Annotated in this window: 10 protein-coding genes; 2 read left to right on the forward strand and 8 right to left on the reverse strand. The window is 72.4% G+C overall.

Features of this window, described 5'->3' with window-relative positions; genetic code table 11:
• Positions 1–116: 116 nt before the first annotated feature.
• From ACEN9V_RS15445 to ACEN9V_RS15470, 6 genes are read right to left on the reverse strand one after another with little or no spacing between them, the layout of a single operon-like run.
• Positions 117–809: a helix-turn-helix domain-containing protein gene (locus ACEN9V_RS15445; protein ID WP_413601029.1), complete on the reverse strand. Its 693-nt coding sequence runs from the start codon at positions 807–809 to the stop codon at positions 117–119.
• Positions 810–832: 23 nt separating this feature from the next.
• On the reverse strand, positions 833–2557 hold the full coding sequence (atzF, locus tag ACEN9V_RS15450) for an allophanate hydrolase (RefSeq protein WP_413601030.1): 1725 nt from the start codon (positions 2555–2557) through the stop codon (positions 833–835).
• The gene (gene uca / locus ACEN9V_RS15455; protein ID WP_413601031.1) at positions 2554–6222 is read right to left on the reverse strand and encodes an urea carboxylase; all 3669 of its coding nucleotides are present in this window, start codon (positions 6220–6222) and stop codon (positions 2554–2556) included. The genes atzF and uca overlap by 4 nt, the downstream gene beginning before the upstream one ends.
• On the reverse strand, positions 6219–6911 hold the full coding sequence (locus ACEN9V_RS15460; RefSeq protein ID WP_413601032.1) for an urea amidolyase associated protein UAAP2: 693 nt from the start codon (positions 6909–6911) through the stop codon (positions 6219–6221). The genes uca and ACEN9V_RS15460 overlap by 4 nt, the downstream gene beginning before the upstream one ends.
• Positions 6911–7750, reverse strand: coding sequence for an urea amidolyase associated protein UAAP1 (locus ACEN9V_RS15465; RefSeq protein ID WP_413601033.1), 840 nt, complete (start codon positions 7748–7750; stop codon positions 6911–6913). Before ACEN9V_RS15465 ends, ACEN9V_RS15460 begins: the two co-directional genes overlap by 1 nt.
• A gap of 45 nt (positions 7751–7795) precedes the next feature.
• On the reverse strand, positions 7796–9382 hold the full coding sequence (locus ACEN9V_RS15470) for an amino acid permease (RefSeq protein ID WP_413601034.1): 1587 nt from the start codon (positions 9380–9382) through the stop codon (positions 7796–7798).
• Positions 9383–9605: 223 nt separating this feature from the next.
• Here ACEN9V_RS15470 and ACEN9V_RS15475 point away from each other — a divergent pair, with 223 nt between their 5' ends.
• Both ACEN9V_RS15475 and ACEN9V_RS15480 read left to right on the forward strand, forming a co-directional pair.
• Positions 9606–10625, forward strand: a complete 1020-nt coding sequence (locus ACEN9V_RS15475; RefSeq protein WP_413601035.1) for a hypothetical protein — start codon at positions 9606–9608, stop codon at positions 10623–10625.
• A 29-nt stretch (positions 10626–10654) separates the two neighbouring features.
• Positions 10655–12109 (forward strand): aldehyde dehydrogenase family protein, encoded by a 1455-nt coding sequence (locus tag ACEN9V_RS15480; protein ID WP_413601036.1) that lies wholly within the window; start codon positions 10655–10657, stop codon positions 12107–12109.
• Here ACEN9V_RS15480 and ACEN9V_RS15485 read toward each other — a convergent pair.
• Together ACEN9V_RS15485 and ACEN9V_RS15490 are read right to left on the reverse strand one after the other, a co-directional pair.
• The gene (locus tag ACEN9V_RS15485) at positions 12096–13301 is read right to left on the reverse strand and encodes an MFS transporter (protein ID WP_413601037.1); all 1206 of its coding nucleotides are present in this window, start codon (positions 13299–13301) and stop codon (positions 12096–12098) included. The genes ACEN9V_RS15480 and ACEN9V_RS15485 overlap by 14 nt on opposite strands.
• Entirely contained in the window at positions 13298–13804 is a 507-nt protein-coding gene (locus ACEN9V_RS15490; protein WP_413601038.1) for a RidA family protein, read from the reverse strand. The genes ACEN9V_RS15485 and ACEN9V_RS15490 overlap by 4 nt, the downstream gene beginning before the upstream one ends.
• Positions 13805–13850: the final 46 nt, after the last annotated feature.

Below are 13850 nucleotides of genomic sequence, written 5' to 3' on the forward strand. Positions count from 1 at the left end.
CGTTCGAACTCTAGCCGCACCCGCCCGGACGGCGGTTTGGGCTCGTCGGGAGGCGAGCCCCGTACCAACGCGACGCGATCGACGACTGGTGCGACAGCGGGAAGTTGCTCGTGCGCTCAGACCGAAGCGGCAGCGAGCAGCGCATCGGCCTCCCGTCGCGCGTCGCCGACGGCGTCGGCGCCGAGCCCGCACGCTCGGAGGCACGCGCCGGTGATCGCCTCCCGCGCCTGCTCGTCGACCTCCGCAGTGCGGCGCAACTGGATGACGGTCTCCGCGAGCTGGATGAGGATGCCGCCCAGGAGCTCGGGCGGTACCGCTCCACGGACGTCGTCCGTCGCGGCCAGGGCACCGAGCCGTCCGTACGCGTCCCTGAGCTCCTGACGGTCGGCACGGAAGCCCTCGTACCGGTCGCCCTGCACCTCCGGCAGCAGGTAGAGCGTCCCGATGTTGTGGGGCGTGCGGGAGAGCGTGTCGATGTCGATGAGCGCGAGTGCGGCGAGGGCGCCCGCGGCGGAGACGGAGCCGTGGACACGCTCTTCGAGGCCGCGCACCACGTCGAGGCTCGGGCGCACCGAGGTCGCGAGCAGCTCGACGAGCACCTCGTCCTTGCCGGCGAAGTGGTGGTAGAGCGATGCCTGTCGGATCCCGACACGCTCGGCGATCGCCCGGGTCGAGGTGGCGCTGAAGCCGTTCTCGACGAACAGGGCCGCGGCGGCGTCGAGGATCTGGTCGCGAGGGCTCAATCCGGACGCCGTGTCCGGGACGACACGGGGTCTGCCGATACGGGCGGGCCGGTCGTCGGAGGACATGCCACCATCCTCACATCCGAGCGTCAAACGTGCTCCCGAGCAGCGTGCCGGTAGGCGCGCCAGCCGCCGTGGCGCGTGATGTCCTCGGCGCCCTCGACGGCGTGCGCCTCGACGGTGAACCCGGTGACCGTGGTCCCGTCGTCGAGCGTCACCGAACCGATCGCCATCGGCGCCGGGAGCGCCGCGACGAAGGTCCCGAAGCCGGCGGCAGGGAGTCGCCACACCTCACCGGCGATCGAGCCGGGATCGGAGGCCGGCGCCGCCGGCGGGACCGGACCCGACCGGACCAGCCCAGGCTTGGGCGGCACCGTGTCGAGGGCGTACAGCCGGTAGTCGGAGGCGGTGCGTGCCTCCCGGACGAACGTGCCGCCCGCGGCGACGAGCTGCCCGTTCAGCGGCTGGTCCCGCAGGTGTGCGCCGACGACGAGCAGGTCGATCGTCGGCGCGGCGAAGTCCGCGGCCAGCGCGGCGAGGCGGCGGTCGCTGAACGCGGGTCCGGTCAGCATGACGCCGAACGGCAGCCCGTCGACGAAGCCGGCCGGCACCGCGAGCGACGCCATGTCGAGCAGGTTCGCGAAGTTCGTGTACCGCCCCATCCGGCTGTTCGCGCCGATCGGGTCGGCAGCGACCTCGTCCAGGGTCGGGTGCCACGTCGTGGTGGGGGTGAGGAGCGCGGTGGTGCCGTCGAGGGCCGCGCGACCGGCAGCGCCGAACGCGTCGAGCCGCTCCTGGTCGGCGAAGAGCTCCGCGGCGGTGGGGGCCGCTCCGCCGAGGACGATCCCGGCGACCGTCGGGTCGAGGTCGTCGCCGATCTCGTCCCGGTGCGCCTCGATGTGGGCGCCGACCGCCGCGTACCGCTCGGCGACGAACGCGCCGTCGTAGAGGAGCGTCGCGGCGTCGAGCAGCGGTGCGATGTCGACCTCGACGATCTCGTGGCCGAGGGCGCGGAACCGGTCGACCGCCCGCTCGAACGCCTCGCTCCAGCCTGGCGCGAGCCCGTCGAGCTGCGACGGCAGCGGGACGGCGATGCGCGGCACGGCGGGAAGGACGACGAGGGAGCCGTCGGTCAGGGCGGCGTCCGTCCGGGCGAGCGGGTCGACGCCGTCCGGCCCGGCCATCAGCTCGGTGGCCGTCCGGGCGAGGTCGAGGGACCGCGCGAAGACGGTGACGCAGTCCTGCGACCGGCAGGCGGGGACGACGCCGGTGTTCGGGACGAGGCCCTTGGTGGGCTTCACACCGACCAGGTGGTTGAGCGCGGCGGGGACGCGTCCGGAGCCCGCGGTGTCGGTGCCGAGTGCGAAGTCGACGACACCGAGGGCGACGGCCGTCGCGCTGCCGCTCGAGGAACCTCCGGAGATCCGGGTCGGGTCCCAGGCGTTCCGGACGGCGCCGAAGGGGGAGCGGGTGCCGACCAGGCCGGTGGCGAACTGGTCGAGGTTCGTCTTGCCGACGACGACCGCGCCCGCGGCACGGAGCCGGGCGACCGCGGTCGCGTCGGCCGTCGGCGTGTACGCGTACGACCGGGCGGCCGCGGTGGTGGGCAGTCCGGCGACGTCGATGTTGTCCTTCACCGCGAAGAGCATCCCGGCGAGGGGCAGCGACCGGTCGACGGACTCGGCCTCCGCCAGGACGGCGGCCCGGTCGCGCAGCGTGATCCAGACCTCGGGTCGGTCCACGGCGTCGATCCGGTCGAAGGCGGCGTGGACGCGCTCCGCGGCCGTGCCGGGTTCGCCGACGACCCCGGTCACGCGGCACTCCCGATCGCTGCCAGGACCTGTCCTGGTGCGACCTGGTCGCCCGGCTTGATGTAGATCTCCAACACGTGTCCTTCCACGGGTGCGTGCACCATCGATTCCATCTTCATCGCCTCCACGGCCAGCAGCCGCTGTCCTTCGTCCACCCGGTCGCCCGGTCGGACGTCCACCTGCCACACGGTCGAGGTGAACGGCGCGGTCACCGCGGTCGCGCCGGCGGGCAGGACCACCTCGTCGGGCACGACCACGGCCGGTTCGTCGCGGACGTCGAACTCGCCCGAGGCCCGCCACCGGTCCTTCTCCTCGTCGAACGCCCGGGTCTGCTGCGCCCGGAAGTCCGCGATCGAGGCAGCGTTGTCGCTGAGGAACCGGTTGTACGACGCGATCGAGAACTCGCCGTCGACGGTCTCGAAGGACCCACGGCCGGCGTCGGTCTCGGCGCGCAGTTCGAGCAGCTCCTCGGCGCCGACCGGGTACCACTCGATGCGGTCGAAGAACCGCAGCGCCCACGGGTCCTCCTGGAACAGGCCGCCGCGGCGGAACCGGTTCCAGATCTGCACGGTGCGGCCGACGAACTGGTAGCCGCCCGGCCCTTCCATGCCGTAGATGCAGAGGTAGGCACCGCCGATGCCGACCGAGTTCTCGGCCGTCCAGGTACGAGCCGGGTTGTACTTCGTCGTGACGAGGCGGTGCCGCGGGTCGAGTGGTGTGGCGACCGGTGCGCCGAGGTACACGTCGCCCAGGCCGAGCACGAGGTAGCTCGCATCGAACACGGTGCGGAACACGTCGTCCACGCTGTCGAGCCCGTTGACCCGACGGATGAACTCGATGTTCCACGGCGTCCACGGGGCGTCGTCCCGGACACCGGCCATGTACCGCTCGATCGCGAGCCGGGTGGCCGGGTCGTCCCAGGACAGCGGCAGCTTGACGGTGCGCGACGGCACGACGAGCTGGTCGGTCGGCGGGATCTCGTCCTCGAGCTCGCGGAGGAGTCCGGCCATCGTGCTCGCCTTCAGCACCGAGGCGTCGGTGTGCACCTGCAGCGAGCGGATGCCGGGGGTGACGTCGAGGATCCCCTCCGGCGCCTCCTCCTGCAGCTTCGTCATGAGGGCGTGGACACGCATCCGCAGCGCGATGTCGAGGGTCATGTCGCCGTACTCGACGAGCACGTTGTCGTCGCCGTCACGCCGGTACGCGACGCCCGGTCGGGCGGGTGTCGCGTCCAGGCGCGCGATCACCCCGTCGTCGCCGTCACCTCCGGTGCGCGGCACCGACCTGGAGGCTCGGTTCGCCTCGAGCGCGGCGGCGTCGGCTTCGCGGACGGGGACGAACCGGACCGTGTCGCCCGGTCGGAGCTGGCCGAGCTTCCACAGGTCGCCGCTGGCGACCACCGCCGGACAGACGAACCCGCCGAGCGAGGGCCCGTCCGGCCCGAGGATGATCGGGGTGTCGCCCGTGAAGTCGATCGCGCCGACCGCGTACGGGGTGTCGTGGATGTTCGAGGGGTGCAGGCCCGCCTCCCCGCCGTCGGTCCGCGCCCAGCCAGGCCGGGGCCCGATGAGCCGGATCCCGGTGCGGGCGGAGTTGTGGTGCACGGCGTAGTCGGTGGCGTAGAAGACGTCGAGGTCGGCGCGGGTGAAGAAGTCCGGCGCCGCGTGCGGCCCCTCGGTGACGGCGATCTCCCACGTGTCGGTGAGTGCGGTGCGCCGTTCGGCGGGGGTCGGGCCACTGACCAGCCCCAGCCTCGTGCCGGCGGGGAAGGCGGGGTGCTGCGCGTCCGAGTCCGGTGACCCCGGTCGCAGGACGTCGCCGGCGAGCAGCGCCCGACCGGCGTGGCCGCCGAAGCCGCCGAGCGTGAACGTCGCGGCCGAGCCGAGGTACGTCGGGACGTCGAAGCCGCCGCGGACCGCCAGGTAGCTGCGGAGCCCGGGCCCCGGGGCGGTGCCGACCGTGAGGGTCTGCCCTGCGCCGACCTCGACCGGTTCCCACAGCGACAGCGGCTCGCCGTCGAGGGCGGCTGGCACCGGAGCGCCGGTGAGGGCGACCACACCGGCGGTCGAGAAGCGCAGGGTCGGGCCGGTCGCCGTGATCTCCAGGGCTGGAGCGCCGTCCGGGTTGCCCACGGCACGGTTCGCCTCCGCGAACGACGCGGCGTCGAAGGGTCCGCTCGGCGGGACACCGACCTGCCAGTACCCGACCCGACCCGGGAGGTCCTGGATCGTCGTCATGGTGCCGGCCACCACGACGTCGATGCGCGGATCCGGATCGTCGGTCGCGTCGAGCGTCGAGGTGGAGTGCGTGGCGGTCCGCAGCTCGAGGTCGTCGGTCAGGGAGCGCAGGAGCCCGGCGTTCGTGACGATGCCGTCGACGCGGGTGTCGGCGAGGGCGTCGCGGAGGAGGTCGAGGGCGTCGTCCCTGGTCTCCCCGGTGGCGATGACCTTGGCGAGCATCGGGTCGTAGAACGCGGACACCTCGGAGCCCGTCTCGACCCAGCCGTCGACGCGGACGCCGGCGCGATCAGGGAACACCGCCTGGGTGACGAGGCCGCTCGAGGGGAGTGATCCCTTCGCCGGGTCCTCGGCGTAGACCCGGGCCTCGACGGCGTGCCCGGTCGGGGTCCAGCTGCGCGTGAAGACATCGGGCTCGATGCCGGTGGCGCCGTCGCGGGCCAGGCGGAGCATGAGCTCGACGAGGTCGACGCCGAAGACCTCCTCGGTCACCGGGTGCTCGACCTGCAGCCGGGTGTTCACCTCCAGGAAGGACGCTTCTTCGCGGACCGGGTCGTAGACGAACTCGACGGTGCCGGCGCTGCGGTACCCGACACTCTCGGCGAGCCGACGGGCGGACGTGTGCAGAGCCTCCCGGACGTGTCGCGGGAGTGCCGGGGCCGGGGCCTCCTCGATCACCTTCTGGTTGCGGCGCTGGAGCGAGCAGTCACGGTCGCCGATCACGGCGACGCGACCCTCGCCGTCGCCGAAGAGCTGCACCTCGACGTGGCGCGCCGGTCGGACGAGCCGCTCGAGGAAGATGCCGGCGGACCCGAACGCGGCGGAGGCGGTGCGCTCGACGCTCGCGTACGCCTGTCGGACCTCGTCGAGCGTCGCGCATGCCTGCATGCCGATGCCGCCGCCGCCCCCTGTGGCCTTGAGCATGACGGGCAGGCCGATGCGCTCGGCCTGGGCGACCGCTTCGTCGACGTCCGCCAGGAGACCGGTCCCCGCGAGCATCGGCACCCCGGCCGCTGCGGCGAGCTCGCGGGCGGTGTGCTTCGCGCCGAACTGCACGATCTGGTCGGCCGTCGGGCCGACGAACCGGATGCCGGCGTCCTCGCACGCGCGGGCGAACGCGGTGTTCTCGGACAGGAAGCCGTAACCGGGGTGCACGAGACCGGCGCCGGTGTCCATCGCGGCGCGCACCACGGCGTCGATGTCCAGGTACGAGTCGCGTGCGGGCGCCGGACCGAGGCGGACGGCGACGTCGGCCTCGCGCACGTGCGGTGCTGCACGGTCGGCGTCCGAGAAGACGGCGACGGTGCGCATGCCGAGCGCCTTGGCGGAGCGGATCACGCGACGGGCGATCTCACCACGGTTGGCGACGAGCACGGTGTTCGGATCACGTTCCACGGTGTCGCTCCCGGTGGGGTCGAGTGCGGCGGTCACGGCTGGACCACGATCATGCGGAGCGGGGTGCAGGAGAAGTCGTTGCACGGGTTGTTCATCTGCGGGCAGTTCGAGACGATCACGAGGACGTCGCGCTCGGCGCGGACGGCGACCCGCTTGCCCGGGGCGCTCATGCCGTCGACGATGCCGAGTGCGCCGTCGGCCTCGACGGGCACGTTCATGAACCAGTTGAGGTTCGACACGATGTCCCGCACGCCGAGCCCGTGCCGACCGGCCTCGGCGAGGAAGTTCTCGCGGCAGCCGTGCTGGTACTGCGTGTGGTGTCCGTACCGGAGCGTGTTCGACTCCTTCGAGCACGCGCCGCCGATGGTGTCCTGGCGGTCGATCTCGTTCGCGACGACGGTCATCAGCGGACGGCCCTCGTTCGACATGAGCACGGTGCCGGTCCGGACGTAGGCGTTGCCCTGGGCCGCCAGCGTGTCGGGCACGCTGTAGCGCTCGTCGGGGTCGTGCGCGTCGTAGACCAGGCAGTCGGCGCTCTGGTTGCCGCCGACGTCGACGATGGTGAGCACCTCGCCCGCCCGCACCACGGCGGACCACGGCGCGAGCGGGGCGACCCGGTCGTCGCGGACCACGACCCCTGGTACGAGCGACTCGCCCCAGTCGAGCGGGACGTCGGGTGCGTGGACGGCCCCGACGGGGACCGTGGACGTGAGCGTGTCGGTCATCAGCAGCCTCGTGCTTCCGCGTGGTCGATCGAGTTCAGGTAGGCGCGGGTGAGTTCCGGCGACGCGCTGAAGCGGTCGTCGTCGGCCGTGGTCGGGGCGCCGCGCCAGGCGTGCACACGCAGGGGACCGACCGCGTACTCGGGGCTGGGGTCGATCGGGTGGGCGACGTTCGCGACGAGGACGAGCAGCGGCAGCTCGGCGACCAGCGTGACGTGGTGACCGGGGCCGGACGATCCGGTGAACTCCATCGCGCCGTCCTGGTCGATGCGCACGCCTTGGAAGAACGAGATGCTCGGCGGCAGGTCCCGCTTCGACAGTCCGTGCTTCGCCGCGGCCTTCGCGAAGAGCGACCGTCCGCTCGGCGTCGGTCCCTCTGGTGCAGCGCCGCCGTACTTGCGCTCGTTCCACGCGTCGGTGGACGTGCCGCAGAAGGCGTCGTGGTGGCCGGACGTGTCCTCGACCACGGTCGCGAGTACCCGGCCGTCGCCGCTGAGCAGGGGCGACCCCTGGCCGAGGTACGCCTGCCACGGGATCTTCTGGGTGTCGGCGACGTTCAACCGCTCCCACGGTTCGAGGGCGTTGAACACCAGCAGGTGGGCGCAGGCCGCACCGGTCGGGTCGTCGAACCGGATCCGGGACCCCCGGGCGAGCACCTTGTGGGTGTACCCGCCCGGGGCGACCGTCTCGGCCCAGACCAGGTCGGCCGGATCAACACCCTCTGGGGCGAACGGGGACGACGACGCGGGGAGGTACGGCATCCAGTCGGACGTGGCGCCGCCCTGGGCGCGGGCGTCCGAGCGCGAGGCGGTCACGCTGTCGGTCTGGTGCAGGTCACGCACGGTGGTTCCTTCCGGTGGTCCTGGCGGTCGAGGAGGACGACGGGGTCATGCCTCGACGGGAGTGGGGGCGGTGTGTGGGACCTCGGCGAGGGTGATCGGACCGTGCGCGCGGTGCCGCCACGACGACCACGCCCAGCCGACGAGCAGCACGGCGCCGATGAACAGCAGCGCGCTGTACTGCAGCCACCAGGAGTGGCCGGTCAGGTCGTAGATCTCCGGGCGGGGCCAGATGAGGTTGACGGCCATGCCGATCTGGAACGCGACGGCGAGGGCGTTGAGCGGGATCCCCCAGCGGCCGAGGGTGAAGAGCGGCCTGCCGTCCTCGTCGACGCCCGTCGTCAGCCCCGTCCGGCGACGGCGGACGCGCTCGACGAGCAGAGGGCCGGTGACGCCGAGGTACGCCAGGTAGAGCATCGCGATGCACAGGCTGGAGAGCGCCGTGAAGATGGCCGACTGACCGATGTTCACGGCGAGGGCCAGGCCGGCGCCGACCCCCACGACGACCGAGGCGGCGATCGGGGTGCCGGTGCGGGGTGAGACGCGGGCGAGGGTGCGGTGGAAGGGCAGTGCCTTCTCGCGGGCCATCGAGTAGACCATCCGCGCCCCGGCGGTCTGCACCGCGAGCGTGCAGGCGAACACGGCGACCGCGACGGTGCAGAGCAGCAGGCGCCCGGGGACCTCGCCGAGCGCGGACGTGATCACCCACGCGAGGCCCTCGGTCGCGAGCCTGCCGTCGGTCAGACTCGGGGCGGCGACGAGGGCGCCGATGATGAGCAGCCCGCCGCCGAGGCCGGAGACGGTGAGCGCGCGGACGATCGTCTTCGGGGTGGTCCGCCGCGGGTTGTGCGTCTCCTCGGCGAGCTCGCCTGCGGAGTCGAAGCCGACCATCACGTAGGCGGCCATCAGGGACGACGCCAGGAACGCCCAGACGTACGGCTCGGTGCTCGTCGACCCCGCGGTCGAGAACACCACCGCGGCCGAACGGTGTGGCAGCAGGAACAGAGCGGCGATCAGGACGACGACGCCGACGATCTCGACGAGGACACCGAAGCTGGTCACGCGGGCCATGAAGCGGACGCTCACGATGTTGACCACCGTCGTCACGGCGAGCATCACCAGTCCGAGGACCACCGCGTTCGCGGCGCCCGTCGGTGAGGCGACGGAGGGATCTGCACCGGGCCCGCCGACGAGCTGGAAGCCGGCCCAGATCGTCGGCAGGACCGCCTGGACGGCGATCGCCGCGACCGCGACGGTGAGGATCTGCCCGATGATCATCGTCCAGCCGGTGAACCAGCCGAACCGGGGTCCGGCGAGCCGGCTCGACCACTGGAAGATCGCACCGGAGATCGGCCAGCGTGCGGCGAGCTGCGCGAAGTTCAGCGCCACGAGGAGCTGGCCTCCGAAGACCAGCGGCCACGCCCAGAAGAACGCCGCGCCGCCGAGTCCGAAGCCGAGACCGAAGAGCTGGAACACGGTGGTGAGGATGGAGACGAAGGAGAAGCCGGCAGCGAACGACGAGAAGGACCCGACCCCGCGGTGGAGTTCCTGCTCGTAGCCGAGACGGGCGAGCCCCTGGGCGTCGACCTCGGATGTGGCGCGGGGTGCGTGGAGCGGTGCTTCGGGAGAGCGCATGGCTGCAGACCTTTCGCGGAGTACCTGTCGGGTGACAGGTAGTGCGACCAGTGTCGTGCGGGGCTGTGTCGCCGTCGTTGCCCGCCTGTTTCGTGCTCGTGTCGGGAGGTGTCCGCGTGTAAACGTTCGGGGTCGGCATCACTGATCCGTGACACCGTCGGACAAGAAGGATCCAAACCGATGTAGATTGGATCCGTCAAGTCCACCGCGACGAAAGGTCTCCGTGATCCAGACCGTCCTCGGCTCCGTCGCCGCGTCCGGGATCGGCACCGTGTCGATGCACGAGCACCTCCTCACCGACGCGAGCGCCCTCCAGCGCCCTGGTGTCGAGGCCCTCGAGCCGAGCCTGGCCGTGACCGCCGACCTCGCCTCGGCCCTGCGCTGGAGCCAGCTCGCGCTCGCCGACAACCTCCGGCTCGACGACCTCGACCTGCTCGCCGACGAGCTCCGCATCGCCGGAGCCGCTGGCCTCGGGCTCGCGGTCGACCTGAGTTCGCTCGGCTTCGGTCCGGACCACCCCAGGCTTCCCGAGCTCGCCAGGTCCGCCGGCGTTGGCATCGTCGCCGGCTACGGGGCCTACCTGCCGCGGCTGCTGCCCAGCTGGTACCTCGAGCTGGACACGGACGGTCGACAACGACTCTTCGAACGGGCACTGACCGACGCGGTGCCCGGTGCGGCCTACCGCGCGGGCATCCTCGGACTGATGGGCACGACCACCGCGTTCGGCACGCCCGACGGAGTCGAGGAGCGGACGAGCCTGACGGCAGCGGCCCGGGCGGCGGTGACCACCGGCGCGTCCGTGGTGGTCCGGCTCGCCGCCGACGCTCGGAACGGCCTCGAGGTACTGGAGCACGTCGTCGCCGAGGGCGTCGACCCGACGCGCGTGGTGTTCTCCACCGTCGACGAGTTCCTCGACCTGCCCTACCTGCGCGACCTCGGGCAGGCCGGAGCCGTCCTCGAACTCTGCTTCGGCAACGAGGGCTCGCACATCGGCCGGATCCGGAACGCGAGCGACCCGCAGCGCCTCGACGCCTTCCTCGCCCTGCGCGAGAGCGCGCCGGACACCCGATGGGTGTTCGGTCACGCGACGTGGACCAAGGGACAACTCCGCCGCCACGGTGGGCACGGCCTCGACCACCTGACCGCCCGCGTCGTGCCGGGGCTCCGCGCCCTCGGCGTCCCCGACGACGTCCTCACCCGCATCACGGTCGACGAGCCCGCTCGCCTGCTCGACCGCCCATGACCCCGCACCGCCCACACGGAGGATCCGCCTTGAGAGACACGCTCGCACCCCTCGCCCCGCTCGAGCCGTTCCTGGTCGACGGCACCTGGACCGCCCCCGACGGTGCCGAACTCCTCGACGTGCTCGACCCGGCGACCGAGGTCCTGCTCACCCGTGTGCCGCAGGCCGGTCCCGCCGAGATCGACGCGGCCGTCGCCGCCGCTCGCCGAGCGCACGAGGACCGCAGGTGGAGTGGGATGAGCCCGCACGACCGCAGCCGGATCCTGGGCCGCGTCGCCGACCTCATCGAGGAGCGACTCGAGGAGCTCGCGGTGCTCGAGACGCGCGACAACGGCAAGCCGATCGAGCGCTCCCGTGCCGACACCGCGACCTCGGCTCGGGTCTTCCGCTACTACGCCGGTGCCCCGTCCCGCCTGACCGGCACCGTGGTGCCGGTCGACGGCGGCCAGCACCACGTCTACACCACGCTCGAACCGGTCGGCGTCGCGGCGCTCATCCTGCCCTGGAACTTCCCGATCATGACCGGCGCGTTCAAGCTCGCGCCGGCGCTCGCCGCCGGCTGCACGGTCGTCGTGAAGCCCGCCGAGCAGACGCCGCTCACGATGCTCCGCATCGCGGCAATCTGCGAGGAGGCCGGTGTCCCCGCCGGCGTCGTCAACGTGCTGACGGGTGACGGCCGGGTCGGCGCTGCGCTCACCGCGCACCCCGGGGTCGACAAGGTGTCGTTCACCGGCAGCACCGAGGTCGGTCGGAAGGTGATGACCGCCGCGAGTGCCGACTTCAAGCGCCTGACGCTCGAGCTCGGTGGCAAGAGCCCGAACATCGTCTTCGAGGACGCCGACCTCGATGCGGTCGTGGTCACCGCGATGCGTGCGTCGTTCGGCCACTCGGGTCAGATGTGCACCGCCGGTAGTCGCCTGCTCGTCCAGCGTTCGGTCCTCGACGAGGTCACCGAGCGCCTCGTCGCCGCGGTCCGGAAGGTACCGGTCGGCGACGGTCTCGACGGGGGGATCACCGTCGGACCGCTCGTGTCCGAGGAGCAGCGGCAGCAGGTCCTCGGGTACATCGAGCAGGGGAAGGCCGAGGGTGCCACGGTCGCGGTCGGCGGCGGCGTCCCGGAGCGCCCCGGGTACTACGTCGAGCCCACGCTCTTCACCGGTGTCTCGAACACGATGACCATCGCGCGCGAGGAGATCTTCGGACCAGTCGTCGGGGTCATCCCGTTCGACGACGAGGACGAGGCGATCGCCATCGCGAACGACCAGACCTACGGCCTCGCGGCCGGTGTCTGGACGAAGGACCTCGCGCGGGCGCACCGGATGGGACAGCGACTGCACGCGGGGACGGTGTGGGTGAACACCTACAACCTGTTCGACCCGGCGCTGTCGTTCGGTGGCGTCGGCGAGTCCGGTCTCGGCCGGGACCTCGGCGAGGAGGCGCTCCGGGCGTTCTGCGAGTCGAAGAGCGTCGTCATCGCCCTCTGAGATCGCGGGCGGCTCGGCGGTCGCCGTCGTGCCGCCCCAGTGCCGGCACCGCCGCGAGCTGCAGCGCCGCGAGTGCGACGAGCGCCCATCCGGACCCGATCGCCGAGACGAGCACGCCGCCGAGCAGTGACCCGACGGCGTAGCCCGCGCTCGTGACCGCGGAGAAGACGCCGACGCCCGTGGCCCTGGAGTGCTCGTCGAGCGTCGTCGTGGCGAGGACGGTCAGCGTCGGGAACAGCGGCGAGTACCCGGCGCCGACGAGCACGGCACCCACTGCGGCGGTCGGGAAGTCGTGTGCGACGGCGAGCACGACGAGGCCGGTGGCGAGGACGATCATCGCGACGCGGGCGGTCCGGACGGGCCCCACTCGGTCGGGCAGGCCGCCGAGGAGCAGACGCACGCCGACGACGCTCGCGGCGAAGACCGTGAAGACGTTCGCGGCGCCGGTCAGTCCCTGCGCGCCGACGCCCTGTCCGACGAGGTGCTGGATGAGGAACGCGATCATGAACCCCTCGGCGGCCCACGCGGCCAACCCGGCTGGTCCCGGGCGCACCACTGCGCGGAGCGCGACGGCGAGACCGGCGCCGACCGGGCGCGGTGACGTCCGGCGTGCGGGTACGGAGCCGCCGCGTGCGACGAGCGCCACGACGAGCCCCGCCAACTGGATGCCGACGGCGACGATCCAGACCGTACGGTGCCCGGCCGTCTGGTAGAGGTTCTCGCCGAGCACGGGGCCGAGGGCCAGTCCGACCCACACCGCGAGGCCGAACAGCCCGAGGGCACGCCCACGCTGGGCCACCGGGATCTCTGCGACGACCCAGGCGGTGAGGGCGGTCGTTGTGGCGGCGTTGCCGGCACCGAACACGACGCGGCTGACGGCGAGCCCGGGGACGCTGAGCGCCACGAGGGCGACGGCGAGGCCGGCGGCGGCGAGCAGCCCGGCGACGACCAGTACGCGCCGCGGGCCGACCCGGTCGCTCAGGACCCCGGCCACCGGCATCGCGCCGATCGCGACGAAGCCGGCCAGCGAGACGAGCAGGCCACCGACCGCTGGGTCCGTCCCGAGCTGGTCGGCGGCGATCCGCGGCACCACCGGGGTGCTCGCGCCGTTCACGACGTACCCGGCCGTCGAGGCCAGGACGAGCAGCCAGAACGCGGTGCCGCGGGTCCCGGCCTCGGCGAGCGACCTCACGCGGTGGTGCTGCCCGGACGGCACTCCAGGCTCAGCCACAGCTCGAAGCACGCGCTCCGGGACAGGGCGGTGGCGCCGATGGACGCGCGGCCCATCCGGCCGACGTCCGGACCGAAGACGTCGAAGAGCAGGTCGCTCGCCGCGTTCGACACCTGGTTGAGCTGTTCGAATCCGGGCGGGCAGAGCACGAAGCACAGGCCACGGGAGAGCGCGGCGACCTCGTCGAGCGATCCGAGTGCGTACCGGATCATCCCGAGGGCGTTCACCGCCGTGTACCGCGCGGCCTCCTGCGCTTGTTCGAGGGTGATGTCGACGCCGACGGCACCGGGGTGCAGCATCGTGCCGTCCCGCGACTCGGGCGTCATGCCGCTGAGCTCCAGCAGGTCGCCGGTCCGGTGGAACGCGCGGAGCGAACTGCCGTACCGCCCGCCGTACGGCGGGTTCGCGTAGTCCGGGATGGCGAGACCGAGTTCCTGTGCGCGCGCTTCGGCAGAGTGCTCCATACCGCCACAGTATCCGGCGGTGGTAGTAATGGATACAACCTGTTTA

Source organism: Curtobacterium sp. Curtsp57 (assembly GCF_047324335.1).
In the GTDB taxonomy this organism is placed as follows: Bacteria; Actinomycetota; Actinomycetes; order Actinomycetales; family Microbacteriaceae; genus Curtobacterium.

Coding starts and splice junctions, on each gene's coding strand:
- ACEN9V_RS15460 (WP_413601032.1), bottom strand. CDS start 6,911: ATGACCGACACGCTCACGTCCACGGTCCCCGTCGGGGCCGTCCACGCA.
- ACEN9V_RS15470 (WP_413601034.1), bottom strand. CDS start 9,382: ATGCGCTCTCCCGAAGCACCGCTCCACGCACCCCGCGCCACATCCGAG.
- ACEN9V_RS15490 (WP_413601038.1), bottom strand. CDS start 13,804: ATGGAGCACTCTGCCGAAGCGCGCGCACAGGAACTCGGTCTCGCCATC.
- ACEN9V_RS15445 (WP_413601029.1), bottom strand. CDS start 809: ATGTCCTCCGACGACCGGCCCGCCCGTATCGGCAGACCCCGTGTCGTC.